This is a genomic window from Panacibacter microcysteis (assembly GCF_015831355.1).
In the GTDB taxonomy this organism is placed as follows: Bacteria; Bacteroidota; Bacteroidia; order Chitinophagales; family Chitinophagaceae; genus Panacibacter; species Panacibacter microcysteis.
The window spans coordinates 682,405-709,237 of record NZ_JADWYR010000002.1; the positions used below are offsets into that span (position 1 = coordinate 682,405).

The 26,833-nt window shown below is 44.2% G+C and carries 19 protein-coding genes; 13 read left to right on the plus strand and 6 right to left on the minus strand.

Annotated features, from left to right (window positions below):
* The first annotated feature begins 2 nt into the window (after positions 1-2).
* Positions 3-2,600 (plus strand): rifamycin-inactivating phosphotransferase, encoded by a 2,598-nt coding sequence (gene rph / locus I5907_RS14790; RefSeq protein WP_196991587.1) that lies wholly within the window; start codon positions 3-5, stop codon positions 2,598-2,600.
* Positions 2,601-2,763: 163 nt separating this feature from the next.
* On the opposite strand, the gene I5907_RS14795 is transcribed toward rph, so the two are convergent.
* From I5907_RS14795 to I5907_RS14805, 3 genes are all read right to left on the minus strand, one after another.
* Positions 2,764-3,378 carry a hypothetical protein gene (locus I5907_RS14795; protein WP_196991588.1) on the minus strand — a complete coding sequence of 205 codons (615 nt, stop codon included), beginning with the start codon at positions 3,376-3,378 and terminating at the stop codon, positions 2,764-2,766.
* A gap of 33 nt (positions 3,379-3,411) precedes the next feature.
* Positions 3,412-3,861 carry a DUF5009 domain-containing protein gene (locus I5907_RS14800; RefSeq protein ID WP_196991589.1) on the minus strand — a complete coding sequence of 150 codons (450 nt, stop codon included), beginning with the start codon at positions 3,859-3,861 and terminating at the stop codon, positions 3,412-3,414.
* A gap of 256 nt (positions 3,862-4,117) precedes the next feature.
* Complete coding sequence (locus tag I5907_RS14805; protein WP_196991590.1) at positions 4,118-4,465, minus strand: winged helix-turn-helix transcriptional regulator; 348 nt, start codon at positions 4,463-4,465, stop codon at positions 4,118-4,120.
* A gap of 121 nt (positions 4,466-4,586) precedes the next feature.
* On the opposite strand from I5907_RS14805, the gene I5907_RS14810 reads away from it, so the two are divergent.
* From I5907_RS14810 to I5907_RS14840, 7 genes are all read left to right on the plus strand, one after another.
* Positions 4,587-5,198, plus strand: a complete 612-nt coding sequence (locus tag I5907_RS14810) for an FMN-dependent NADH-azoreductase (RefSeq protein WP_196991591.1) — start codon at positions 4,587-4,589, stop codon at positions 5,196-5,198.
* Between the two features lie 186 nt (positions 5,199-5,384).
* The gene (locus I5907_RS14815) at positions 5,385-6,581 is read left to right on the plus strand and encodes a DUF3179 domain-containing (seleno)protein (RefSeq protein ID WP_196991592.1); all 1,197 of its coding nucleotides are present in this window, start codon (positions 5,385-5,387) and stop codon (positions 6,579-6,581) included.
* 252 nt (positions 6,582-6,833) lie between these two features.
* Complete coding sequence (locus I5907_RS14820; RefSeq protein ID WP_196991593.1) at positions 6,834-8,414, plus strand: Na+/H+ antiporter; 1,581 nt, start codon at positions 6,834-6,836, stop codon at positions 8,412-8,414.
* Between the two features lie 229 nt (positions 8,415-8,643).
* Positions 8,644-10,974, plus strand: a complete 2,331-nt coding sequence (locus I5907_RS14825; RefSeq protein WP_196991594.1) for a T9SS type A sorting domain-containing protein — start codon at positions 8,644-8,646, stop codon at positions 10,972-10,974.
* A 166-nt stretch (positions 10,975-11,140) separates the two neighbouring features.
* Positions 11,141-12,328 (plus strand): MFS transporter, encoded by a 1,188-nt coding sequence (locus I5907_RS14830; protein ID WP_231402121.1) that lies wholly within the window; start codon positions 11,141-11,143, stop codon positions 12,326-12,328.
* A gap of 133 nt (positions 12,329-12,461) precedes the next feature.
* Positions 12,462-13,022: a DinB family protein gene (locus I5907_RS14835; protein ID WP_196991595.1), complete on the plus strand. Its 561-nt coding sequence runs from the start codon at positions 12,462-12,464 to the stop codon at positions 13,020-13,022.
* A 489-nt stretch (positions 13,023-13,511) separates the two neighbouring features.
* The gene (locus tag I5907_RS14840) at positions 13,512-15,968 is read left to right on the plus strand and encodes a TonB-dependent receptor (RefSeq protein ID WP_196991596.1); all 2,457 of its coding nucleotides are present in this window, start codon (positions 13,512-13,514) and stop codon (positions 15,966-15,968) included.
* Positions 15,969-16,436: 468 nt separating this feature from the next.
* On the opposite strand, the gene topA is transcribed toward I5907_RS14840, so the two are convergent.
* Both topA and I5907_RS14850 read right to left on the minus strand, forming a co-directional pair.
* Positions 16,437-19,019, minus strand: a complete 2,583-nt coding sequence (gene topA, locus I5907_RS14845; protein ID WP_196991597.1) for a type I DNA topoisomerase — start codon at positions 19,017-19,019, stop codon at positions 16,437-16,439.
* A gap of 319 nt (positions 19,020-19,338) precedes the next feature.
* On the minus strand, positions 19,339-20,205 hold the full coding sequence (locus tag I5907_RS14850; protein ID WP_196991598.1) for an alpha/beta hydrolase: 867 nt from the start codon (positions 20,203-20,205) through the stop codon (positions 19,339-19,341).
* A 13-nt stretch (positions 20,206-20,218) separates the two neighbouring features.
* On the opposite strand from I5907_RS14850, the gene I5907_RS14855 reads away from it, so the two are divergent.
* The 5 genes from I5907_RS14855 to I5907_RS14875 all read left to right on the plus strand — a co-directional run bounded on the left by I5907_RS14855 (position 20,219) and on the right by I5907_RS14875 (position 24,957).
* Positions 20,219-20,983: a Rossmann-like and DUF2520 domain-containing protein gene (locus tag I5907_RS14855; protein WP_196991599.1), complete on the plus strand. Its 765-nt coding sequence runs from the start codon at positions 20,219-20,221 to the stop codon at positions 20,981-20,983.
* Positions 20,984-21,325: 342 nt separating this feature from the next.
* A complete protein-coding gene (locus tag I5907_RS14860) occupies positions 21,326-21,847 on the plus strand; it encodes a KdsC family phosphatase (protein ID WP_196991600.1) in 522 nt (173 codons plus the stop codon).
* 54 nt (positions 21,848-21,901) lie between these two features.
* Entirely contained in the window at positions 21,902-22,840 is a 939-nt protein-coding gene (locus I5907_RS14865) for a geranylgeranylglycerol-phosphate geranylgeranyltransferase (RefSeq protein WP_196991601.1), read from the plus strand.
* A gap of 202 nt (positions 22,841-23,042) precedes the next feature.
* Positions 23,043-23,612: a Maf family nucleotide pyrophosphatase gene (locus I5907_RS14870; RefSeq protein WP_196991602.1), complete on the plus strand. Its 570-nt coding sequence runs from the start codon at positions 23,043-23,045 to the stop codon at positions 23,610-23,612.
* A 73-nt stretch (positions 23,613-23,685) separates the two neighbouring features.
* Positions 23,686-24,957 carry a DUF2851 family protein gene (locus I5907_RS14875; RefSeq protein WP_196991603.1) on the plus strand — a complete coding sequence of 424 codons (1,272 nt, stop codon included), beginning with the start codon at positions 23,686-23,688 and terminating at the stop codon, positions 24,955-24,957.
* Here the strand turns inward: I5907_RS14875 and ade are convergent, their stop codons facing one another.
* A complete protein-coding gene (ade, locus tag I5907_RS14880) occupies positions 24,958-26,631 on the minus strand; it encodes an adenine deaminase (protein WP_231402122.1) in 1,674 nt (557 codons plus the stop codon).
* Between the last annotated feature and the right edge of the window lie 202 nt (positions 26,632-26,833).

Sequence of the window (26,833 nt, forward strand, 5' to 3'; positions counted from 1 at the left end):
CCATGCATACATATGTATCCGCTTTAAGCGACCTGGGAAAAACTTCTTCCGACACCTTTGGTGGTAAAGCAGCCAACCTTGGTGAACTGTGTACAATACAAGGAATACATGTACCGCGTGGATGCTGTATATCCACCGCAGCCTTTAAAGAGATCATATCATCAAACGCACGTGTTGCAGCACTCATACAGGAATTATCGCAACTGCAGGCCACTGAAAAAAAATCGATTGCCGGGATAAGCGCTGTGCTTCGGCAAACGATAGCATCTGTTGAAATACCCGGGCAGCTTGTAAACGAAATAATGCTGCACCTTGAAATACCCGGCAGTCATCCAACATTTGCTATCCGTTCGAGTGCCACAGCAGAAGATTTGGCGGATGCATCTTTTGCGGGCCAGCAGGACAGTTATCTGAACATTACCGGTAAAGCATCCATTCTTACGCACATCAGCAGATGCTGGGCTTCGCTGTTTACAGAAAGAGCTGTTTTATACCGTATACAAAATGGTTTTAGCCAGGCAGGTGTTTACCTGTCTGTTATCATACAGGAAATGGTGCCGGCAGAGGCCTCAGGCATTATGTTTACGGCTGATCCCGTTACAGGCAACCGGAAGGTTGTTTCGATCGATGCAGGCTTTGGGCTTGGTGAAGCAATAGTATCTGGCATTGTTAATACAGATGTTTATAAGGTAATGGGGAATGCCATCATCAGTCGGAAGATATCGTCAAAAAAACAGGGAATGTATGCATCGCAACAGGGTGGTACAAAGCTGGCAGAGATTGATTACAGCAAGCGTGACCAGCAGGTATTGACCGACGCACAAATAATACGTCTCGCTGAAACTGGCAGTAAAATAGCCCGTCATTTTACCACCGCGCAGGATGTTGAATGGTGTTTGGCAGGCGGCATATTTTACATTGTGCAATCCCGGCCGGTTACTACGCTATTTCCCATTCCTGAAGGCGGTGCAAACAACAAACATATATATGTTTCGGTCGGCCACCAGCAGATGATGACGGATGCAATTAAACCGCTGGGGTTATCAATCTGGCAGCTAACGGCGCCCCGACCAATGTTTACTGCCGGCGGCAGGTTATTTGTTGATATTATGCAGGATCTGTCAACAGCTACGGGCCGGAATATGGTAATGAATGTGCTGGGTAAATCTGACCCGCTTATAAAAACAGCTTTGCTCAAAATCCTGCAACGGCAGGATCTTTTTGATACATCAAATGATGCGCCTGTGCAGCAATCGGATAATTCTCACCCGCCCCACACCAACCTGCAGGAATACACCGCAGAAGATGTTGCAGCGCTCATCAGCAAAAGTGAGCAATCAATAATGCAGCTAAAACAAGCCATCCGTAACAAAAGCGGCGTAGCACTGATAGAGTTTATAGAGCAGGACATACAACAATACAGGCAGTCAGTTGCATGTAACAATAGCATTGGTATTATTATGAGTGGCATAAGTGCAGCGCAGTGGCTGAATGAAAAAATGCAGGAATGGCTGGGCGAAAAAAATGTGGCCAATAAACTTTCGCAGTCCCTCGCCAATAACATCACTGCGCAAATGGGTCTTGCATTGCTTGATGTTGCAGATGTTATTCGTCCATATAAAAACATCATCGCCTACCTGCGCCATACAAGCGATAATCATTTTTTAAACGTACTGCCTTCGTTGGAAAATGGTGAAAAAGTAAAAAAAGCAATCGGTAATTTTCTTGAAAAATACGGTATGCGGTGCGAAGGTGAAATTGACATCACCAGGCCACGATGGAGCGAAGAACCTGTAACGCTTATACCCTTGCTGCTTGCAAACATCGATGGTTTAAAAGCGGGTGAAAGCAAACGCAGGTTTGAAAAAGGTTTACAGGAAGCCAGGCAGCAGGAAACCGCATTGCTGGAACGATTGCAACAACTGCCGGGTGCAGCATTGAAAATGCAGGAAACGAAACAGCAGGTTCACAAACTGCGCACCCTGGCAGGCTACCGGGAATACCCGAAATACCACATGGTAAGCCGGTATTTTGCTTACAAACAGGCACTGCTGCAGGAAGCCGGAGAACTGGTGCAGCAAAATAAAATACACCACACAACAGACATTTTCTACCTGGGCCTGGAAGAAATAAAATACCTGTTACAATATCAGCACTCCTGCAACCAGTTGATCGATGAACGAAAGCAGGCCTACAGGCACTATAACAAATTAATGCCACCGCGCATCTTTACCGGTGATGGTGAGATTATCACGGGCAGTTATGAACATGCACAGCTTCCTGCCGGGGCCATTGGCGGTCTGGCTGTATCATCGGGTGTTGCAGAAGGAAGGGCACGCATTATTTACAACCTGGCCAATGCAGACCTGCAGCCCGGCGATATTCTCGTTACACGTTTTACAGACCCCGGGTGGACGCCGCTTTTTGTTTCCATCAAAGCATTGGTAACAGAAGTAGGCGGTCTTATGACGCACGGTTCTGTCATTGCCCGTGAGTATGGCCTGCCAGCCGTTGTAGGCGTCGAAAATGCAACGCAGTTGATCATGGATGGCAGGCAAATAAGGGTAAACGGAACAGATGGCAATATAGAACTGCTATAAAGTCAATGCGGCATACGTTAGTACAAAAAAGATTTTGGTAGTCAGCAGCAGATCTTCGTGGCATCGCCTGTTGCCACGCTCGGTTCAGGGTTCCGTCGTTATGGCGACTGTAGCGTGCGTGCTCATCAAACCTCCGTGAAAGATCAGGCGGTTTAATTATTATTTACACACGCAGAAACACGTTTTTCTTATACATAAAATACAGGAACAGCCATTTTACAAGAACAAATGTTGTGGCCAATATCACTGCGTTGAAAGGGTTTCCGGCCAGTGTTCCCAGCCAGCCAAACAAGCTATCGTTGGTAAATTCCCAGTCAATAAAGTGGCCGGACATATAGATAAGGATGGAGTTCATGCCAATCACCTTGAAAAAGAAGGCCCAGCTTTTATAGCTTTTTACATCTATGATAAAGTAAAACAGCGATAACAACAATAAACTCAAACCGCCTACCTGTAAAACAAAAGAGCTCGTCCACAGGTTTTTATTGATCGGGAATGTTATGTTCCATAATTGTGCAAGCACAATAAACACTATACCGGCAGCCGCCATACGAACACACTTCTGTGTACCATTGAGGGATGATGTCCTGATAAATGTACCCGTAAGAATGCCTGACAGCCCCGTAGCAATTGCAGGTATGGTAGAAAAAATACCTTCCGGGTCATGAATGCCCAGGTACAATTTGCCGGGTAGTAAAATGCGGTCAACGTAAGATGCTAGATTACCCTGTATGGTAAGATCACCAGGGGCAAAACCCGGCGCATGACCCACTTTCATTGCCAGCCAGTAACCCAATAATAAGCCAACAAATCAGATAACCTGGCTGCGTTTGCTGCCATAGATGTAAATAATATTGGCAAACATATAGGCAAGACCAATGCGCCCAAGCACACTTCCAATACGCAATTCTGCGACAGGTTTCAACACAAGACCGTTATTGGCAATTATACCAAGCAACACCAGTATTAATCCACGTTTTATAACCCTCAGTAAAAGTTTTTTTCGTGCAACACCTTTTTCCATTTCCCGGCCAACAGAGTACGGTGTGGCTACGCCGGCAAGGAAAAGAAACAGCGGGAATATCAGGTCATAAAAATGAAAACCATTCCATTCAGGGTGTGTCATCTGTAAAGCAATGGCACCCCAGAACGGTGATCCTGTAGCTTCATAGAGCTTATGAAAAATCTCCTCCGCTCCCATTATCCAAAACATGTCGAAGCCGCGCAAGGCATCCAGCGAGTAAAGCCTTTGTTGCGGCACTATACCTGTTTTAACAGCTATACGTTTGGGCAATGAATTGTCTTCACTGATAGTTGCAGCAGTTGATGAAGATTTGGTTGTTTGTATATGTTATAAAAATACAGATAAGCAAATAATTAACTGTGCCGGTTTGTTTTCAGCAATCGTTTTTTCACCTGCTGCAGGCGAATTGCCGGAAAGGGCATGCCACAGCTTTACAGCCCGCTTTACCTTAAGAGTCTATTGCGTTGAGTAAGCAGCCTTACATCAGTTTTACTTATCGCTTACCCATTATCTTTTTGCGATGGTTGGTGCCCCACGTATTAAGCGCCTGCAATACCACTTCCAGGCTTTTGGAATATTCCGTTACGGTGTATTCTACCAATGCCGGCGTAGCGTCGTAAACCGTACGTTTTATAAGCTGGTGTTCTTCCAGTTCTTTCAACTCTTTCGCAAGTACTTTGGAGGAAATACCGGGAATGCTTCTTTCAATTTCCCTGAAGCGGTTATTACCGTTGGAGACAGCAATATAAATCAACAGTTTCCATTTGCCGTGTATAGCATCCAGCGCGTCTCTTATAGGCAGTAACGCTCCCAGGCAATCTTTGTGGTCTACTTTATTCATAGATAACTTTTCAAACGTGGTTACCTGCAGGTGAGCGGGCAAACCGCTTACCAAAGGGTAACTGCTGTATTTTGGTAAGCGAAGTTAAGGAGCTTTACATCATTAACAAAAAGTGTGAACTATGGCAAAGATTTTAAACATTCAGTCAAGCATTAACGGGGCACAGTCAGTGAGTAATCAATTATCTGCAGAGATCATTGCACAGATAACAGCTTCGCACCCGGGAAGTGAGTTAATAATACGCGACCTTGGCAAAGAACCCGTACCACATCTTGATGCGGCCGATTTTACTGCTATGCGCATTCCCGAAGAACAGCGCAACCAGGTGCAGGCTACAGCAGTTGCATATGCAGACATGCTTATTGCCGAAGTGCTGGATGCAGACATTATCGTAATAGGTGTGCCATTTTACAATTTCCACATACCATCAGTTTTAAAATCGTGGCTCGACCACCTGGCAGTACCCGGCAAAACATTTAATTATAGTGCAGCGGGAGTACCGGAGGGTTTGATAAGCGGAAAAAAAGTTTACCTGGCTATTGCACAGGGCGGTGTATACAGAGAAGAACCAATGAAAACCATTGATAACATTGAACCTTTTCTCCGCGGCTTTCTTGGTTTTATTGGCATGCACGACGTAACGGTGTTCCGCGCAGACGGGGTGTCTATACCAGCTTTGCGTGACCAGCATTTAGCCAGCACCTTAGGTATGATAGCACAACATGCATATTGAGTATAGAAATAAATTTTAATATCGGTTATATACATATTTATGTAATGTTTTTTGGTAGCATCATTTAAGCATTTAGTAGCAGATAATCGGCAAATGGGCGCATTACCAATAGAGTAGCAACGCTGGCAGATAATTTTAATAGCTGCCATTATTCTGTGGCGCAACAACTAACAGCCTGACTAATCTATGCGTGCTATATTACTTACTGCCGGAATGATAATGCTGTTTATTGCCGAAGTGCTGAAATCTTATTTCACTATGCCCTTTGCAGGCAGCTTCGAAAACGATGCACTGGCTATTGGATACTTTTTCAGCAATAATATTGTTTGGCTGCGTATACTGGCTGTGTTGCTGATTGCTTACCCGTTGTATAGTCTTGTAAAAAACAAAAAAATAAAGCCTTTGTTTCCCGTGCTGCTTTTGCTGGCAGGTTATGTTGCAGTGTATTACTACCTGAACGTGTATGTATTGCCTGAAGAAGTGTACCAGCCAATCAAAGTAAAAACCTTCGCATCGAAAAAAGCCAATAAAATAAGTAGTGACAAGATGGTGATTGGCGTTAATATTAACGGACAGGCAAAGGCTTACCCGTTACAGATCATTGGCTACCACCATCACATTACTGACACGGTAAATGGTGTACCGATCATTGTTACTTACTGCACGGTATGCCGGAGTGCAAGGGTCTTTGATGCTGAGGTAGACGGGCAAACAACTCACTTTCGCCTGGTGGGCATGAATAAGTACAATGCTTTGTTTAAAGATGACAGGACCGACAGCTGGTGGCAGCAGGCAACAGGCAAGGCTGTAGCCGGACCGCTGAAAAACAAAGTGCTCCGGGAAATACCGTCGCAGCAGGTTACACTGAGCAGCTGGTTAAAAAGACATCCTGATGCATTGGTGATGCAACCGGATACAAACTACCTGGCTGCTTACAGGCTTACACAGGATGACAAGGCTTTTTTCAGGGCCAAATATTCCCAGCATGATTCTGCTGCTTTTAAAGCCAAATCTATGGTGATAGGTATTGTACAAAACAATGTGGCGAAAGCATATGATTTCGACAGACTGAACCGTAACAAAATCATCGAAGATTCGGTTAACCGGTTACCGCTGCTGATAACGGTGGAAGCCGACAATGCGAGTGTGCATACATTAAACAGGAATGTAAACGGAGTAACGCATGTTTTTGAAAAAACTGACAAACCCAACCTGCTCAAGGATGTTGCCACGCAAAGTATATGGAACCTTGAAGGAACCTGCATAGAAGGAAGACTGGAAGGAACTCAGTTAGAAGAGGTTCAATCTTATGTAGAGACATGGCAATCGTGGAGTGAATTTCACCCTGGGACGGCGGAATACGAAGACGCCGGAGAAAAATAAAAACATATTGACTGGTGAAGGGCGATGTGCGCGGTGACAGGCATGATAAATATTCGTTTGTAAGTACCGGAAACCGCAGTTGCCATAAAAGTGGAACGCACAAGTGAGTGACACAACAGGTGATGCCATACTATACTACTGCCGGCAACAACCCTTCATTTCTTTCATTACACACCTTTATCCCTTTAAACTGCATGATTGCATCTAACCTGATAAAGAATATCTTTAAGCATTGAATAAACTACAGCTTAAATGATTGAACGTTTCTCCTTTTACCTGGCATTGATTGTGGCGATTGTATTGCTGATCATGCTTGCAAAAAAAATACGGGTTGCATATCCCATTTTGCTGGTTATTGCCGGGCTGCTGATCAGTTTTATACCGGCGGTTCCGGTAATACACATAGACCATGAGCTCATCTTTATCATTTTTTTACCACCGCTGTTATATGAAGCTGCCTGGGTAATATCGTGGAAGGAGCTGTGGCGCTGGCGGCGCATTATCGGCAGTTTTGCGTTTGTGGTGGTTTTTCTTACGGCTTTATCTGTTGCGGTGGTGGCCAACGCTTTCATTCCCGGTTTTTCGCTGGCACTTGGATTTTTGCTGGGTGGTATTGTTTCGCCGCCTGACGCTGTGAGTGCTGGTGCTATTCTGAAATTTGTTACTGTACCAAAAAGGATGTCTTCTATACTGGAAGGAGAAAGTTTATTGAACGATGCATCATCGCTGATCATCTTCAGGTTTGCCGCCATTGCAGTAACGACGGGCCAGTTTGTATGGTACAATGCAGCACTGAGTTTTGGATGGATGGTTATTGGTGGTGTACTGATCGGTTTGCTTATAGGTTACCTGTTTATGAAATTTCATAAGCGCTTGCCAACCGATGTATATATGGACGTTATACTTACGCTTGTAACACCATACGTAATGTACATTGTGGCGGAAGAAGCACACAGCTCAGGTGTACTTGCAGTGGTTAGCGGGGGACTGTATTTATCGCACAAACAACATTCATTTCTAAGAAGCTCCTCAAGGTTGCGGGGTGTAAATGTGTGGGAAAGCCTGGTGTTTGTTTTAAATGGCCTGGTCTTTATGCTGATCGGGCTTGACCTGCCTGAAATTACTGAAGGACTGAAAGCAGAAGGCATAAGTTTCAGGGATGCCATTGGATATGGTTTACTGGTAACAGGTGTATTGATTGCGGGTAGAATTCTTGCTGCTTACGGTGCTGTTATAACCACGCTGATTGCGCGCAATTTCATTAAAGTTGCGGATGGCAACCCGGGCTTTAAAGCACCGGTACTTTTAGGATGGACGGGTATGCGTGGCGTGGTATCGCTTGCTGCAGCATTGTCTATACCAACTGTAACAGACGAAGCGGGCACGCCATTTCCGCATCGCAACCTGATCCTCTTTATTACGTTCATTGTTATACTTACCACGCTGCTGCTGCAGGGGCTTACCCTGCCGTATCTCATTAAGAAAATAAAGCTACCTGATTATGATGACTACCTTCCCGAAGAACAGGCCAATGAATTGTTGAAAAAAGAATTATCCCGCCATGCTTTGCAATACCTCAACACGCATTATGCAGAGCATCTTAACAGTCATATACTACTAAAGCAAATGGCAGAAAAGTGGGAAAGCAAGTTGCTGGATGGTGCAGAAATAATTCTTTCTGAAGAAAGTAAAGCGATCTACCTGGACCTGTTGAACCAGCAACGTAAATGGTTGCTGAATAAAAATGATACCAATGATGACGTGGATGAAGATATCATACGCAGGCACCTATACCAGATAGATATTGAAGAAGAAAAACTGCGGTTTATGTAATCGTACACAGCAGCACTGTTTAAAGCACCGGGAGCATCATAACTTTTCATTTTAAATATCTGCAAAGAAGTAATTGCAAAAAACAACCGCATACCGGTTACGGTTTGCATCTTTACAGAGACCTATACCCGGAAGAACTTCTGCCAGCAATTTTTACATAACAGACATCCTGTATGTTATTACGACACCAGCACGTATAAACCGAAACTGCACAACCAAAACAAAGATCATGAGAAAGATTTTACAACTGCTATTGATGTTGGTTATCGTTACCTGTGCAACCGCACAAAATTACTCACTCGACTGGCTACGCACTGCAGACAGCTATCTCAAAAGCGGCACCATGCTGGCAAAAGACCAGGATAACAATGTTATTGTTACCGGCGCCGCTGTCACATCTGCGATTTACACCCGTAAGTTTGACAAGTTTGGCAACCTGCTATGGGAAAGATCATCTTTTTCAGGTATACAAAGTAATTACGAGACTGCCACATGGGTAAACACAGATGCGCAAAATAATGTGTTCGTCACCGGTTACCGCTACTCTTACAGTAGCCAGGCGCCATTTAATTTTCCAAACGCTCTTATTGTACTTAAATACGACGCCCAGGGCAACCTGCTATGGAAATATATACTTGAAGGCTCTTATGGGCTTACCATACCATTAAGCTATTCTGCACTAAGGTTCAGAAGTGAGACAGATACAGGCGGGAATCTTTATGTAGGTACATCGGGCACTATTGCCGGCAATACGGTGGGTGGCTTTATTTTACTCAAACTCAATCCACAGGGTGCACTTGTGTGGAGCAGGACAAGCACAGCCGGTTCTCCCGGAGGTTTTTTATCTATGCGGCTTGGCAACAACCAGGTTCTGCTTACGGGTTCATCTGCAGGCGCATTTGGCAATGTTGCAACCGTTTGCTTCGATACCACCGGTGTTGAAAAATGGCGCGCTGCAACGCCTGAACGCGGCGGGCAGGATGTTGAAACCGATAACCTAGGAAATGCCTATATACTTACAGCAAACTATAATGAAGTAAACGCCACCAGCGGCCTCGATATACTGATACTAAAATACAACAGCAACGGCGCGCAAACCGCCCGCTACAAATACAACTTTGCCAATAACGAAACAGGCTACAGGTTATGCAAAACCGGCGCCGGAGAACTGGGTATCTCAGGCCTTGGCTATTTTGGCGGCAGCTTCACGTCAGACTGGCTGGTAATGAAAATCAATATGACAACCGGTGCGTTGCTATGGAGTAGAACAGATGTTAACACTTCGCCTTACGATGTTGGTGCCACAAACCTTACCGGTAACAGCAATGGAGAGTTATTCGTAACAGGTTACAAGCCCAGTGGCAAACCCTTCCCAGGCACACTTGCCATGGCTACACGCAAATACACTGCGGATGGTACACCAGCATGGACAGCATTATCTGATTCCACAGCCAGCAGGGGCACCGCAATCGTTTTATCGGGCGATGGCAGTGTTTATGCGCTTGGCTCCGCGTATGCAACGGTACTGCATTATTTTAATCATTCCGGTACAGGTGTTTGTAACAGCCCGGATACAGCAACCATCACCAATATAACAAGATCGTCTGCTGTAATCAATTACCGCAAAACTCCCGGTGCAATCGTTTATCATATACAGTACAAGGCACTGTCTTCTCCGCGATGGATTACGGTTTCTACTGATAAACTGAAATATAAACTGTCGGGACTGGCACCAGGCACCACCTACCAGTACCGCATTGAAACCGTCTGCAACAGCCGCCCCTCAGGCTACCAGGCTATAAGACAGTTTACTACTGCCGGGACCCCTTACTGCACTACCGGTGCGCTGAATGCTTCAGACGATTACATAGCGTATGTACAACTCGGCAATTTTGTAGACGGCATCAATAACAGCACAGGCAGTAACAACGGTTATGCAGATTTTACATATCTCACTACCAAAGCCGCAGCTGGTGAAACGGTCAGCGGAAGCCTGAGTGCATCATATTTTGCGCCTGTTTTCAATGAGTATTTCCGCGTATGGGCTGACTTTAATATTGATGGCGATTTTAATGACCCGGGAGAATTGGTTGTAAGCACGACGGCCACCAGTATCGGCAGTTTCCCGGTATCATTTACTATACCTGCCAATGCCAAAGCAGGCACCACAAGAATAAGGGTAAGTATGAAAAACGGTAGCGCACCACCTGTTTGCGGCTCATACGCATCCGGCGAAACAGAAGATTATGGTTTGATTATAACCGGCAACACGCTACCCCAAGCCAGCTTCAGCGCTGGTATGGTTTCAGCCGTGCACGAAACCAGCACAGGAGTGTTCATTCATCCCAATCCCGCCAGAGATTATGTTACTATCAGGCATGATCTGCACAATAACAAACCCGTCTTTTTAAAGATATACAACAGCAGCGGGCAGCAGGTTATTTCACAAATCCTTACAGGCAATACAGTAAACGTTAGCAGGCTTTCCGGCGGATTCTATATTGCACAACTTATACAGGAAGATCAGGTCAGAAAGATCAGGCTCGTTATACAACGATAAAACACCCAGACAAACCGGCTTCTGTCAGCCGGTTTTGTTTTTTGATTAAATTGAAACCGGCAGTCGTATTCACCACCTTATATTGTCTTATTCCACCCTTAGGCATGCACAAATACGCCATACATTTGAAGAGCGCTGAAACACGGGCAAACAACATAGAACGGGTATGAAAATGAAAAAGGCTGAATTTATTGCGCTTTCTGCATGTACTATGATGCTTACTGCGCTTGGTATAGACATTATGTTGCCCGTTTTTGGGGAAGTAAGAAAATCATTTCACCTTCCTGAAAACTCAACCGCTACCGCGCAGATTATCCTTTTCTTTTTCCTGGGACAGATTGCACAGATCTTCTTTGGTATATTGTCTGACAGGTATGGCCGTCTTGCCATATTACGCATCGGTTTTCCATTGTATATAGCAGGCGGTGTAGCTGCAACATATGCACCAAATATGCCTGTAATGTTTGCTGCCCGGTTTGTGGCAGGTGTAGGAGCATCAGCCGTTTTCATGACAACGATTGCAAGCGTACGGGACAGGTTTGTTGGCGACCAGATGGCGCACACTATGTCTCTTATCCTGACCATTTTTCTTTCCACGCCAGTATTTGCACCTTTCCTCGGTCTTGCTATTGCAGCGGTAGCTTCGTGGAGAATGGTCTTTATTACGCCCCCAATGTTTGCCGTTGTGGTTTTTCTATGGTCGCTGAGGCTGGAAGAATCATTACCAACAGAAAAACGCACCGCGTTGAACCGCAGCAGCATTGTTGCGTCGGTAAAAAAGGTGCTTACCAACAAAACATTTTTACGCTATACTTTTATTACTACATTCCTTTTTGCTGCGCTTAGTTCGTGGGTAGCCAGCTCAGAACATATTGTAAGCGGCCTGTACAAAAGACCAGATCTGTTTGCCTGGGTTTTTGCAGGTATTGGTTTACTAATGTCTTTTTGTGCGCTTACCAATTCGCGGCTTTCGAAAAAATTTGGTGCACGGCCCACTCTCAAATGGTTGTTGGTATGCTACACATTTATTGCGTTGCTATTGCTGGCTTATACGCTTACCTACAGCAATCCACCCGCTATGCCGGTATGTTTTACCGCTATTGCATTACTACTGGGTATCAACATTGCCATTGAACCAAACAGCAGTGCACTTGCCATGGAGCCCATGGGCGATATGGCCGGCATAGCCTCTGCAGTATATGGCACACTTTTTTTCTTTACCGGTGCATCGCTCGGTGCACTTATCAGTAACCTTATGCAGACAACTGTTCTTCCACTCGTCATCAGCTTTTGTATAATCGGTATACTTGCCACTTTGCTTGCTTTTAGCGACAACCGCACAAAGCATTTGTAAAATATTTTAAGCACAACTTCGTAAGCGTTATAAATATTTGGTTACCGGCTGTAGTAATGTTACGCATCGCCTGTTGTGTCACTCACTTGTACGTTCCGTTTTTATAGCGGCTACAGCGATCATTTTTCCTCAAATGCGTAATTACACAGTCTTTGTTTTCGAAGAAGTGTTTTTTATATCTTGTGCAGACAATACCGAAGAGATGATAAAGGCTGCCATACTGGATTATACGATCTACAATCACTGGGCTAACCAAACATTAACGGGCTGGCTCAGATCGCTGGATAGCACATTGCTATACAAAGAAAGCAAGTCAAGCTTTGCAAGTATTGCACACACATTACAGCATATGATAAATGCGCAAAACTTCTGGTATGCCGTCATCAGCAATGCAGGCATTGATGACCATGACGAACAATTACAGCCAGGTACCGTAGATGAAATTATGGGGGCGTTATTAAAAGGTTCGCAGCAAATTGTTGATGTTGTTAACATGCTTACTGAAGACGGCCTGGCAGCAAAGGTCTCATCTCCGGCCATAACAAAAAGCAGGTACGAATTTATACTGCATACAATCAACCATAACTCTTACCACCGCGGACAAATTATTACCATATGCAGGGTGTTGGGTATTAATCATAACATACCCAATACAGATTATGATACATACCTGTGGGCAGGCAATAGCAAATAGAATTTTGCTTTGACGTCATTCAACGCTTCTTGCTACACCCTGGCTTGACAGGCGTATGTGTGTCTTTTTTATAGGCTGAGCTGCAATACTACTATTGTGCTTCGTTGTGTCACTCACTTATACAATTGGTGCGCTATGCAGCAAGAATGCGGCTTTGTATAGGTTGCACAACTTTGCTTTTTGCGCTGCATTGTAGCTATTGCGTTGTAGAAAAACAAATCGCTGCAGCTCCATACATGATCCGAACGATGAACGTAATGCGACGCAACGATGCTTAACCAGGGAACAAATGCCAGTAACATTATTTTGTTAACCTACGTATTGCTGCAGTCGTTCATCATGGCATATTTTCCGTTTATCACAGCCGGTTGATGAGCGGTTTCCTTTAAAATTATTAAACTCCCGTTTGTCCCATTTTTACATTTCTCCTCAGTTTGTTATAACCATTTTCGCTCTACGAAACTGGACGTACAATAACCATACACTGTTATGAAAAAGATATACCTGCTTACTGTTTTTTTGTGTGCTTTGTTTGTTGCAAAGGCACAATCTCCCGTAAAAATTACGGGCAACATACAAACAGCCGAAAAGAAAGCGCTGGAAGCTGTGACGGTTTCTTTGTTGCGGGCAAAAGATTCGGTATTGGTAAAAATGGAAATAACCGATAAGAACGGCGCATTTGAGTTTGCAAATATAATTGCCGGTAAATACCTGCTGGTGGCCGATGCTATTGGTTTTGAGAAATTGTATAAACCTGTTGCTGCAGAAAACAGCCATGTACACGAGGAGATGTTGCTTACTGCATCCGCACAGGTGCTCAGTGGCGTAAGCGTTACAGCCCGCAGGCCGTTAGTAGAGAACAGGATTGATAAGACAGTTGTGAATGTGGATGCATCGCCAACGAACACCGGCTTATCTGCTATGGAAGTGCTGGAAAAATCGCCGGGTGTAACTGTAAACAATGATGGTGCGATAAGCCTGAAAGGCAAGCAGGGCGTGAGAATTTTTATTGATGGCAAACCGGCTTACTTATCAGGGCAGGACCTTACCAACTTCCTGAAAAATATGTCATCGAGCCAGCTCGACCAGATAGAGATCATGTCTCAGCCATCTGCCAAATATGATGCATCAGGCAACACAGGCATCATCAACATCAAAACAAAAAAGAATGCCAGCAATGGTTTTAACGGAAACTTTTCTACCAGTGCCATCTTTGCCAAATATTTTAAGAATACCAATAACATTAATGTAAACTGGCGCAAAGGCAAAACAAATTATTATGCCAACTATGGTTTTTCTTACTGGGAGGGTTTCAACGACATCAGCATCAACAGAAGTTTAAGAGCAGACAGGAATACGCCTTTTAACCGCTACAGTGAGCAAAGCACGTTTGGCAGGTTTTCCGGCTACCCGCACAACTTTAAAATAGGTGCAGATTATTATGCCAGCAAAAAAACGACACTTGGTGTTGCGGTAAATGGTTTGTTTGACAGCCGTAAATTTAAATCAACAGGCCGCGCCAATATATATGACAGCCTAAAACAGTTTGTACAATACAATGATGCCGTTTCAGAAACAAATGATCCATGGAATAACATTGGCATAAACCTGAACCTGCAGCAGAAAATAGGAGAGAAGGGGCAGGAAGTTTCTGTAGATGCAGATTATATTTTGTACAGGACAAAAGGTAAACAATACTCTTACAATTACCTCTATAATCCTGATAACACTTTGTCAGAAGATCCGTTTTTACTAAATGGTTACCTGCCTGCAAACATTGATATCTATAGTTTAAAATCAGACTATAAATTGCCGCTGAAAAAAAATGCCACATTCGAGGCCGGCATTAAACTGAGTTATGTAAAAACAGACAACGATGCGCAATACACCGTTTATGATGGCAACAACGATAAATGGGTAAATGATGAAACAAGGAGCAACCACTTTATCTATAAAGAAAACATCAATGCTGCATATATAAACCTGCAAAAACAAATAAAGAAATTTGGTGTGCAACTGGGCCTGCGTGCCGAGCAAACCATTGCAGAAGGCAACCAGCTTTCCAAGAATATCGCCTTCAAAAGAAATTATACCAAACTCTTTCCTACAGCGTATTTCAGCTACCAGTTAAATGATAACAACACACTCGGTCTTTCTTACGGCAGGCGTATAGAGCGCCCCGGCTACCAGGATCTGAACCCCTTTCAGTACCAGCTTGACCGCTATACCTACCGTGAAGGAAACCCGAACCTGCAGCCGCAATTTAGTCACAACATAGAGGCAAGCTACAATTACAAAGGCGCATTGAATGTGTCTGTAAATTACACTACCGTGTCAGACATCATCAACGATGTACTCATTACCACGCAACAACCCGGCGATTCAAATTATACCACGTTTCAAACCAAGCAAAATATTGCATCCAATAAAAACATAGGTTTGGCCGTTAGTTATAGTGCAAAACTGGCAAAGTGGTGGTCCATCAGTGTTTCGGCCAATGTATTCAACAATCATTACAAAGGCACTATTGATGGCGAAGCGATCGATCTTGGCCTTACTTCTTACCAGGCCAACTTAAGCAACCAGTTTACTTTCAACAAAGGATGGACCGCAGAAGTGAGTGGTTTTTACCTGGCAAAAAACCTGGAGAGCAGCGCCATTCTTTCGCTGCCAATGGGTATGTTTTCTGTAGGTGGTGGCAAAAAGATTTTAAAAGACAAAGGATCCATCCGTGTAAATATCAGAGACCCGTTTTACCTCATGAGTTTTCGTGGCAGTACAGATCTGAACAGGGGTTACACGCAAATACACAGTTACTGGGATAACCGCAGGGCCATTATAACCTTTACGTATCGTTTTGGCAAAAATACCGGTACCGCGCCACGCCGCCGTACTACCGGTGCCGATGCTGAACAAAACCGTGTAAATACCGGTGGCCAGCAGTAAAGATTTTTTCTCATGTGCATTATAATTCCGGCCCCGGTTTCAACCGGGGCTTTTTTATTGGTGTGGCCGGCAGTATTGCTACTATATTGCTGTTGTTGTGTCACTCACTTGTACGCCTGCAACATTATTCAGCAAGGCTGCGGCGTGCACAGCTTTCGAAGCACAGGCTGTATTATATACATAATCGTAAAATGATGTATGCTTTATGCACCGCACGTTTCAAGGCCTTGCGCCGTAAATTCAATACGCATGCTTGCTCAGTAAAAAAGCATTTCCAACGTGCGGGAACCATGTTAGCGGTTAACCGGCATACCATTAGCGTGGCAGGAGAAACAGCGGACTGCAGTTGCCATAAAAACGGAACGTACAAGAGAGTGACACAACAGTTGATGCCATGAAAAACCAATGTCGGTATACCAATAAAAAATGCCCGCTACAGCAGCAGGCATTATACATTAAGGGAGTGATTTATTTTTTCTTTGCAGACTTTTTAGTAGCTGCTTTTTTGGTAGCTGCTTTCTTTGGGGCGGCAGATTTTTTGGCTGCTTTTTTTACAAAGGCATCAGGTACCTGCTGCTCTATCATTTTCTTTATTTCATCAATGTTAATGGCAGAAAGATCGTCTGCTGTGTACTTTTCATTATCTGCCTTGCGGCCGATCTTCAGCATTTTTTTGCCGAAGCGTATAAACGGACCCCACCGGCCATTCTCAATAGAAATTTTTTCATCGGGCCACTGTTGTATGTAGCGGTTGCTTTCTTTTTCAAGCTTCTTTTCAATCAGGTCTTCACAATCTTTTTGTGTAAGCTTATCAAAGTTGTACGCACGTGGAATATTAATGAAAAGATTGTCCCACTTGATGAAAGGGCCAAAACGGCCTTTGCCTTTTGTAACCGGTTTACCGTCGTACGTGGCAATTGGCGCATCGGCTGTTTGCTTTTCGGTGATGAGTGCAATGGCCCTGTTAAGCTCTACATCCAGCGGGTCTTCGCCACGCGGCAGTGAAATAAAATCTTCGCCCCATTTTACATAGGGGCCAAACCTGCCCGCATTTACAGACACTTCTTTGCCTTCATATTCCCCCAATGTAAGCGGCAGTTTAAAGAGCTCCATTGCTTCGTCGTACGTAATGGTCTCAATACTTTGTGTAGGTCGCAGTTTGGCAAAGCGCGGTTTTTCTTCATCGTTTGCATCACCAATCTGTATCATGGGGCCAAACCGGCCAATCCTGGCCACTACTTTTTTACCACTTGCAGGGTCTGTACCAATCTCACGCTCGCCCTTTACACGCTCTGCATTTTCAAGTGTGTTATCTATATCTTTTTTAAACGGCTTGTAAAAGCCGTCTACCATTTTAGTCCATTGTTTTTTTCCCCCGGCTATTTCGTCAAATTCTTCTTCTATGCGGGCAGTAAAGCCATAGTCCATTACATCGTTAAAATACTGGCTTAAAAAATCTGTAACTACAAGGCCGAGGTCGGTAGGGAAAAGTTTTGATTTTTCTGCACCGGTATTCTCCTGTTGTATAGATTTAGACAGCTGATCATTTACCAGTACCAGCACCTGGAAATCTCTTTTAACGCCTTCTTTGTCGCGCTTTTCCACATAACCTCTTTTGAGAATAGTAGAGATCGTTGGTGCATAGGTAGATGGCCTGCCTATGCCAAGTTCTTCGAGTTTTTTTACCAGCGATGCTTCTGTATATCTTGGTGCCGGCCTTGTAAAACGTTCTACTGCTTTCATCTCCTTTAGTTCAGGTTGCTGGCCAACGGTGAGCGGAGGTAAAACGCCTTCTGCTTCTTCATCGTTTACATCATCGTCATCGCGGTCTTCCATATACACTTTCAGAAAGCCGTCGAATTTTAATACTTCTCCCTGTGCGGTAAGCTCTGCTTTGTTAGAAGATACATCAATTTTAGCAATGGTCTTTTCGAGTTCAGCATCAGCCATCTGGCTGGCCATTGTGCGTTTCCAGATAAGATCATACAAACGTCTCAGTTCGTCCTCGGGCACAGAAGTATTTTCCATGTAGGTAGGGCGTATGGCTTCGTGTGCCTCCTGTGCGTTTTCATTTTTGTTTTTGTAGCGGCGGGTTTGTGCATACTTATCACCATACATAGCGGTGATCTGCGCTTTGGCGGCCTGTATAGCAGTATCGCTAAGGTTTACACTATCTGTACGCATGTATGTTATGTAACCGCTTTCATACAACTTTTGTGCAAGCAACATTGTTTTGCTTACGCCATAACCCAGTTTGCGGCTGGCTTCCTGCTGTAATGTGGATGTGGTAAAAGGTGCTGCAGGTGATTTTCTCGCAGGCTTTACCTGTATGTCTTTTACTGTGTACTTTGCGCCGATACAGCTCTTTAAAAACTTTTCTGCGTTGGCTGCATCAGGTTGTCTTGTTCCTTCTGCCTTAAAGGTTACGTTTCTGCCGGCAATATCATTTGCTGCAAATGCAGCTTCAATTTTAAAGTTGCTGGTAGAGGTAAAAGCATTGATCTCTCTTTCTCTTTCTGCAATAAGTCTTACGGCAACGCTTTGCACCCGGCCGGCACTTAACGATGAACCCATGCTCATCTTTCTCCATAGTACAGGGCTAAGTTCAAAACCCACAATACGGTCTACCACGCGTCTTGCCTGCTGGGCGTTTACGAGGTTCATATCTACCGTGCGCGGATTGTTTACTGCTGCCCTTATTGCAGGCTTTGTAATCTCGTGGAAAACGATTCGTTTTGTTTCTGCGGGATTAAGACCAAGCACTTCGCAGAGATGCCAGCTTATAGCTTCTCCTTCGCGGTCCTCATCCGTTGCCAGCCAAACCTCGTCGTGCTTTTTGGATAATTGTTTCAGTTCACTAACTACGCGTTGTTTATCATCAGGAACCTTGTAGCGCGGCAGGTAATTATTGTTAACATCAATGCCCATTTCATCTTTTTCAAGATCCCGGATATGACCATAGCTGCTTTTAACGGTAAAATCTTTACCGAGTATTTTTTCAATGGTTTTTGCTTTTGCCGGAGACTCAACAATCAATAAGTTTTTTGCCATGCTTAGCTTTAATTTTTGTGAGACGGGGCTGCATAATACTGCTCAAAGCCTTTTACAGCCTTACCGCCAGCCGGCGGTCCGCATATTTCGGCGTTTAAAACATTGTGCAATATCTGCGTGTAGTTTCCCTAAAAAACACCAGGATAGTAAGCCTGGTTTGTCCGTTTTTAGCGTGGGTAAAAATAGCTTTACACCCATTTCACTTTTGTGCAATATTAGTTCAATCATTTAAAACACAAAAAAAACCACTGGTTGCGGCTGGCTTACCAGCTTTTTTAAAACCGCAGGTTTGCATAAAGTGAGAAAGCGTATTTGAAGGTTACTGTTGTTGCTTTAAGAAGTCTACGATCATTTTTTGAATGCCTGCATCGCGGTAAATTTTATTGTGTCCTAAACCCGAGGTGGTAACAAATTTAATGTAAGGCAAACCCTCTTCCTGTATTTTCAATGTATCGGAGTAAGGGCATATAAGATCGTCTGTATCATGTATCCAAAGAATGTTTGCTTTAAAGTGATGTACGGCACGGGAGGTTGAATACCATGCTGGTGGAAGCCCACGTGTACGCTCTATTTCTTCATTCACCATAAGCCTGTAACTAAGGGGCAGGTTTAGCAGGCGGAAAAAAATATCAAGTTGAGAGGTAGTTTCTGTTGCAGGTGCAATCAGCACCACATTTTTTTTAGCATCGTTGATCTTTTCCATCGCAAAGGAGGTGGCCATGCCGCCAACCGAATGTGCGATAATGCCATCCAACGGCCCGAAACGGTTTTCTATCTCAACAATGATATCGCCATAAACAGCCGCATTTAAAAATTTTCCCTCACTTTGCCCGTGACCCTGCGCATCAAAAGCAAGTACGGTAAAATGCTGTTGTGTTAAGAGTTGTATGTATTTTTCAAAACGGTAAGCACAACTATTCATACCATGGCAAATCAACACAGTTGGGGCACCCTGCACATTGCTTTTCCACCTGAAGCCTCTTATGTTGAAACCGTTAAAGTCAAACGACAGTTTTTCGGCCTTATGAAAAATTGCAGGCCGTTCTGCCTTACGGTGTGTGAGGTATGGTGTAAAGAATAACTTGAGAAAAGATGCAGCCGCCTTTTGCGGTGAAAACTTTTGTATTATTTTGAACTTTGTACTGTAAAGCTTTATAATAATACGCTGTGTTAAACTGAATTGCATAAACGTCAAAGATATGAAGGTAGTAATAATCGGCTCGGGAAATGTAGCAACTGTATTAGGTAAGATGATACATCATGCCGGGCATGCAATTGTACAGGTATATGGCAGAAATGCCGGCAGCGTGGCAAATGTGGCCGGTATATTATCAGCTGAAGCGGTTGTTGATGCAACTGCAATTGATGCAACCGCAGATATCTACCTTATTGCTGTTAGTGATAATGCCATACAGGCTGTTGCCAAACAACTATCACCTAACAATAAAATTGTGGTACATACTTCGGGTGCGGCATCAAAAAGAATACTGGAAGGCTGCACAGCAAATTATGGCGTGTTGTACCCACTGCAAAGTATCCGTAAAGAAAAATTACATACGCCTGCTGTTCCCTTCCTGGTCGATGGCGCGAATGATTACACGCTGGAGTTGCTGAAGACTTTTGCTGCGGGTTTTTCGCCGTATGTATCCGTGGCTGATGATGAACAAAGGCTGCGGCTGCACATTGCGGCGGTGTTTGTATCAAACTTTACCAATCACCTGTATGCGGTTACACATGACTACTGCGATAAAGAGGCGGTACCCTTTAATATGCTTGTGCCATTGATACAGGAAACCGCACTGCGGTTGTCAGACTTCCCGGCCAGGGCAGTGCAAACCGGCCCTGCCATCAGGAATGACAACGATACTATAAACCGGCACCTGCACGAACTGGAAAACTACCCGGAAATGAAAATTTTGTATAAGCTGTTTACAGAAAGTATCAAGGGTACCTATCTAAAATAAAAGTCCCCACCGGAAAACCAGGCAGGGAATTGTTATGAGCAAGCAACCGATCGTAAATGAGGGATCAAAATAAGGGATAATATTTCGAACAAACAAGTGTTAGTTATTTATTTTTTGAAAATATTTTTTCTTCTTTGATCAGTGGTTGACTTTCAGGCTGTTAACATTTGTGATGCCTGACCGCCCGACGCGCTGCAGCCGCCATAACAACCGAACCCCGAACCGAGCGTGGCAACAGGCGATGCCATTATTGGTGCTGCCGGCTTCATAAATATTCAACGGGTAATTACCACAATCCATTTGATATACTGCTGCAAGGTGCTTTACATTTGCAACCTTATTATGAACGTACTCGAACTTTTTCAATCGGTTACCACTTTTGTTTTTGATGTTGACGGCGTTTTAACTGACGGCACTCTGCTTGTGATGCCCAACGGTCTTATGGCCCGCCGCATGAATATTAAAGATGGCTACGCCATGCAACTGGCTATAAAAAAGGGTTACAACGTGGTAATTATTTCAGGCGGCAATTCCCCTGAAGTAGAGGAGCGGTTAAATAAACTGGGTGTAAAAGATGTATACATGCGGGTGGAAGACAAACGCACCGTGTTGCACAATTATATGCAGCTGCACGACGTTTCGGTAAACCAACTATTGTTTATGGGCGATGATGTGCCCGACCTGGAGGTAATGCATGTTGTTGGAATGCCTTGCTGCCCCTGCGATGCCGTGATTGAAGTAAAAGGTATCTCAAAATATATTTCACCTTTTAAAGGTGGCGAAGGTTGTGTAAGAGATGTAATTGAGAAAGTGATGAAACTGCGCAACCACTGGAGCATAGACACGCATATCAGGGCACAATAATTTTATCTGGTGGTTCCATTTCTTCCAGCTTATTTTGCACACTAAACTTTTTGTTTGAAACTGATCACAGCATTTGCACGTCTGGTACGCTGGCCAAACCTTGTTTTCATAGGTTTAACGCAGGCATTGTTTGTGTACTGCATTGTAAAACCCATCTTTAGTGAAAGCCCGCTGCAGCCCAATGTGCATGGACTCAATTTTGTGCTTATCTCATTATCGTCTATCCTGATTGCTGCCGCCGGTTACATTATCAACGATTATTTTGACCTGAATATTGACCTGGTAAACAAGCCGGATAAACTGGTGGTAGACAGGGTTATTAAAAGGCGCTGGGCCATTCTCTGGCATATTCTGCTAAGTGCGGCAGGTATTGCCATCGGTTTTTACATAGATTTTACCAGTAAAATATGGCTGCTCGGTTTTTCCAATGCCATCTGCGTGGCAGTACTGTTTGTTTATTCCACCACATTTAAAAGAAAGTTGCTGATAGGCAACCTGCTTATTTCGTTGCTGACCGCATGGGTCATTCTTGTAGTGGCGTGGTGTGAGTACAATCATCTCATCCATTTAAAGAACGGGCTGCATGCAGAAAAGATTCTGCGCGAAACCTTTTTATATGCTGGCTTTGCATTTGTTATTTCACTTATACGGGAAGTGGTAAAAGATATGGAAGATGTGGAAGGAGACAGGCGTTACGGGTGCACCACTATGCCCATTGCATGGGGCATCAATGCTACCAAGGTTTTTGTGGGTGTATGGCTAGTGGTGCTCATTGCCGTGCTGGTCATCGTGCAGGTGTATGCCATGCAGCTGGGCTGGTACTGGAGCGTGGCATATTGCATTGCTGCGATCATTATACCGCTGTTGTGGATTTTCAGGAAATTATTCAGCGCAAACAAACCGGATGATTATCATCGCCTGAGCACTGTTATAAAACTCGTAATGTTTGCCGGCATTCTCTCCATGATCTTCTTCAGAATTTACCGCACGTAATTTTTTATGTACCCGGCAGTTGTCTTTTATGGCATCGCCTCTTGCGTCGCACTCTTGTACTACATATCTTTTTTCAGCAGTTCCGGTTGCACCTACGCATGTTTTTTGTACCGGCTGATCTTTGTGTGAAGACCGGCTGCCGCTTAAAACCTGTGCCTGTTAAAACCATTTATGCACTAACATTGCAGCTAGTTTTTTATCAATGAATAAAATAATACTAGCCTCACAATCGCCCCGCAGAAAGCAATTGCTCGAATGGGCCGAAGTACATTTTGATATTGTTATACAGCCAACAGATGAAAGCTTTCCCGCCTCCATGCCTGTTGAAGAAGTACCTGTACACATTGCTTTACACAAGGCAAAAGCTGTGCAGTCATTACTTACGCCTGCACAGCAGGAGCAAACCATACTGGCTGCAGATACGGTGGTGGTATTGGATAACCGCATCATCGGCAAGCCGCAACACCGGGCTGATGCAATCGCCATTCTTGCTGCCTTATCAGGTAATACACACAGGGTAATTACCGGTGTTGTACTGGTGAAAGCAACGAACGTTATTTCGTTTGCAGATATTACCACGGTCCACTTCCATCAGCTAACGCAGGAACAGATTACTTTTTATATTGACAAATACCAGCCATATGACAAAGCCGGCGCTTATGCTATACAGGAATGGATCGGTGTCGTTGGCATCAAAAGCGTGGAAGGAGATTTTTATAATGTAATGGGTTTGCCGGTAAGCAGGGTGGTGCAGGAACTGGCAAAACTTTAATCCGGGTAAATGTTTGTTGTTTGAGCGTTTAATTTTAGTTTGGCAGCTCAGACAAACAAATCCCTGGACCTTTATGAATGAAAGATTGCTGCAATTCATCTGGCAGTTCCAGTATTTTAATAAAGATAACCTGCGCTGCACTGACGGGCGCCTGCTGCACATTCAGCATCCCGGTATTCCAAACACGAACCAGGGCCCTGATTTTTCAGCAGGCAGCATAATGATTGACAATATTAAATGGGTTGGTAATATTGAACTGCACATCAAAGCTTCTGACTGGTACAGTCATCAGCACCAGCACGATAAAAATTACAGCAACATTATTTTACATGTGGTATGGCAAAATGATGTACCTCTAACCGGAGACAGTAAAAGGCCTGTAGCAACTCTGGAGCTGGAGCCACTTGTTCCTGTAATGATGCTCCACTATTACGAAAGACTAATGCATGCGCAGGGTTTTGTGCCCTGCCGGAAAGAGCTGCCGTTGCTTTCAGCAATTGGCTGGCTTGGCTGGAAAGAGCGGCTGGTGGCTGAAAGGCTGCAGCGTAAAGCTGCTGTAGTATTGGATTTGTTCAAAGAGTCGGGCAACCATTGGGAAGAGGTTTTCTGGTGGCTGCTGGCGGGAAATTTCGGCGTAAAAGTGAATGCGCAGTTGTTTGAACAGGTTGCTAAAAGTATTCCGCTAAACATACTCGCGAAACATAAAAACCAGTTGATACAGATTGAATGTTTGTTATTTGGTCAATCAGGATTACTCAACGGTTCTTTTTTGGAAGACTATCCAAACTTATTACAAAGGGAGTATACATTTCTTGCAGCCAAGTATGCATTAACGCCTGTAAACAAAGCGCCTGATTTTTTACGTATGCGGCCGGCAAACTTTCCTACGGTGCGGTTGGCCCAACTGGCTGCGCTGGTCTACACAAGCTCACACCTTTTTTCAAAAATACTCGAAGTTACTTCTGTCACAGAACTGTACAGCCTTTTCAATACAACGGCAAACGACTACTGGCATTATCATTACACGTTTGATGAACCAACAACGTATAAACCAAAAAATCTTGGTAAGGCGATGATGAGTAACCTTATCATAAATACCATTGTACCGGTAATGTTTGCCTATGGCTTATACCATAAAAAGCAGGAGGTAAAAGAAACTGCTATCGGTTTTTTGCAGGCGTTGCCGGCAGAAACAAACAGTATACTCCATGAATGGAAAACGTTGGGTGTAAGTAACACAACCGCATTTGACTCCCAGGCATTGCTGGAACTAAAGCATGAATACTGCGACGGGCGTCATTGCTTACGCTGTGCAGTTGGTAACAGGCTTCTGAAGCAGGCGTAATTAAACAAAGCAAAAACGATCGCCGTCGAAAAGACCCTGATCGCTTAGTTTGAGGTGTGGGATAACCAACAACGCCATAAAGCTGAGCGTCATAAAAGGTGCCGATAAAGGTGAGCCCAGACCCTTTGCCATCTGGTCAATTTTTGTGTAGGCTGCAGCCACGGCGTACCCGTCTTTGTGGCTCATTAACCCGGCGACCGGTAAACCAATAACCATCTCATCTGCACCGTTTACACAGCTTACGCCACCTTGTTCGGCAATAACAAGGTTTACAGCTTTCGCAATACTTTCGTCATCAACACCTACGGCAATAATGTTATGGCTGTCATGTGCCACCGTAGATGCAACAGCTCCTTTTTTAAAACCAAAGTTTTTAATAAAAGCCTTTGCAGGAGTTGCGTTGCTGTACCGGTTGATCACAACCATTTTCAAAATGTCGTTGTCAATATCACTTACAATAAATTCATCTGCAACCATTGGTTTTACATTTAGCCTGTTGGTGATCAACTGGCCGTCCAGCGCTTCTATTACTTCGATTTGGTCTTTATTATTCCAGCGCACTGCGAGGCTTTCTTTTACTACATTACTGCAATTAAAATTGTTGATCACTTTTTCATCAACACCCGTAATAAGACTGACGCCGTTGTCAGCTACCAGCTGTCCGTTGATATACGTTTGCAGCACATCAAAACATTCGAGGTCTTTTATAACGATAAAATCTGCAGGGTCTCCGGCACGCAACAAACCAACCTTTGATTTATAGTGTACAACCGGGTTGATGCAAGCTGCTTTGAGAACATTGTACACATCAATGCCTTTTGCCACGGCCCTGGCACAAAGCTGATTGATGTGACCTTCCGCAAGGCTGTCAGGATGTTTATCATCGCTGCAAAACATCACGTGGTCAGGATAATCGTTTAGCAGGCCAGCCAGCGCGTCAAAGTTTTTTGCAGCACTGCCTTCACGGATCAATATCTTCATACCATATTGCAATTTTTCCAAGGCTTCTTCTGCTGTAAAACATTCGTGGTCTGTAGATATGCCGGCATTGATGTACTGTCTTGCCTGTTCGCCACGAAGCCCGGGTGCATGCCCGTCTACCGGTTTGTTGAGTGCATGCGCTGCTGCAATCTTTTTCATTACTTCAGCATCTTTGTGTAACACCCCGGGAAAGTTCATCATTTCGCTCAGGTAAAGTATTTCTTCTTTTTCCAGCAGTGCTTTTACATCATTGCTGTCGAGTGCAGCACCCGCTGTTTCGAAAGATGTGGCCGGTACACAACTGGGTGCACCAAAATTGAACTTGAATGGTACTTTGCGGCCATTGTTAATCATGTACTCAACGCCCTGCATACCGCACACATTGGCTATCTCGTGGGGATCGCTGATGGTGGATACGGTGCCATGCACAACGGCCAGCCTGGCAAATTCGCTGGGTATGATCATGCTGCTTTCGATATGTACATGACTGTCTGTAAAACCAGGCAGGATGTAATTGGTTACCTGATCTTCCAACGGTTCTACACTTTTGATGATTCCATTTTCAACATTGACAGATGCGGCATAAATACTCTTGCGCGGTATATCTACAAAATTTCCTTTTATGCTGAATGTTGCACGCTGCATGTACAGAATTTTGAGTGAAGATAATGCGAAACCGGATGTGGGTTTCATGCAGTGTGCAACGATGATTTTGCAGGAAACATTGTTGCCTAACTGCCACAAGACAGGACCGCGGACTGCTGCTGCCATGAAAGAAGAACCCTGAAGTGAGTGACACAACAGGCGATGCTATAATAGCTGCTGCTGACCTGTAAAAAATTATATATAATTACTTTGTTATATAGCAAAATTAATTCCTATAATTAATATAGAA

What these genes read in the sequence shown, in the direction of transcription:
- rph (WP_196991587.1), top strand. Translation starts at nt 3, where the DNA reads ATGCATACATATGTATCCGCTTTAAGCGACCTGGGAAAAACTTCTTCC.
- I5907_RS14795 (WP_196991588.1), bottom strand. Translation starts at nt 3,378, where the DNA reads ATGAAAGTGGGTCATGCGCCGGGTTTTGCCCCTGGTGATCTTACCATA.
- I5907_RS14805 (WP_196991590.1), bottom strand. Translation starts at nt 4,465, where the DNA reads ATGAATAAAGTAGACCACAAAGATTGCCTGGGAGCGTTACTGCCTATA.
- I5907_RS14810 (WP_196991591.1), top strand. Translation starts at nt 4,587, where the DNA reads ATGGCAAAGATTTTAAACATTCAGTCAAGCATTAACGGGGCACAGTCA.
- I5907_RS14815 (WP_196991592.1), top strand. Translation starts at nt 5,385, where the DNA reads ATGCGTGCTATATTACTTACTGCCGGAATGATAATGCTGTTTATTGCC.
- I5907_RS14820 (WP_196991593.1), top strand. Translation starts at nt 6,834, where the DNA reads ATGATTGAACGTTTCTCCTTTTACCTGGCATTGATTGTGGCGATTGTA.
- I5907_RS14825 (WP_196991594.1), top strand. Translation starts at nt 8,644, where the DNA reads ATGAGAAAGATTTTACAACTGCTATTGATGTTGGTTATCGTTACCTGT.
- I5907_RS14830 (WP_231402121.1), top strand. Translation starts at nt 11,141, where the DNA reads ATGAAAATGAAAAAGGCTGAATTTATTGCGCTTTCTGCATGTACTATG.
- I5907_RS14835 (WP_196991595.1), top strand. Translation starts at nt 12,462, where the DNA reads ATGCGTAATTACACAGTCTTTGTTTTCGAAGAAGTGTTTTTTATATCT.
- I5907_RS14840 (WP_196991596.1), top strand. Translation starts at nt 13,512, where the DNA reads ATGAAAAAGATATACCTGCTTACTGTTTTTTTGTGTGCTTTGTTTGTT.
- topA (WP_196991597.1), bottom strand. Translation starts at nt 19,019, where the DNA reads ATGGCAAAAAACTTATTGATTGTTGAGTCTCCGGCAAAAGCAAAAACC.
- I5907_RS14850 (WP_196991598.1), bottom strand. Translation starts at nt 20,205, where the DNA reads ATGCAATTCAGTTTAACACAGCGTATTATTATAAAGCTTTACAGTACA.
- I5907_RS14855 (WP_196991599.1), top strand. Translation starts at nt 20,219, where the DNA reads ATGAAGGTAGTAATAATCGGCTCGGGAAATGTAGCAACTGTATTAGGT.
- I5907_RS14860 (WP_196991600.1), top strand. Translation starts at nt 21,326, where the DNA reads ATGAACGTACTCGAACTTTTTCAATCGGTTACCACTTTTGTTTTTGAT.
- I5907_RS14870 (WP_196991602.1), top strand. Translation starts at nt 23,043, where the DNA reads ATGAATAAAATAATACTAGCCTCACAATCGCCCCGCAGAAAGCAATTG.
- I5907_RS14875 (WP_196991603.1), top strand. Translation starts at nt 23,686, where the DNA reads ATGAATGAAAGATTGCTGCAATTCATCTGGCAGTTCCAGTATTTTAAT.
- ade (WP_231402122.1), bottom strand. Translation starts at nt 26,631, where the DNA reads ATGAAACCCACATCCGGTTTCGCATTATCTTCACTCAAAATTCTGTAC.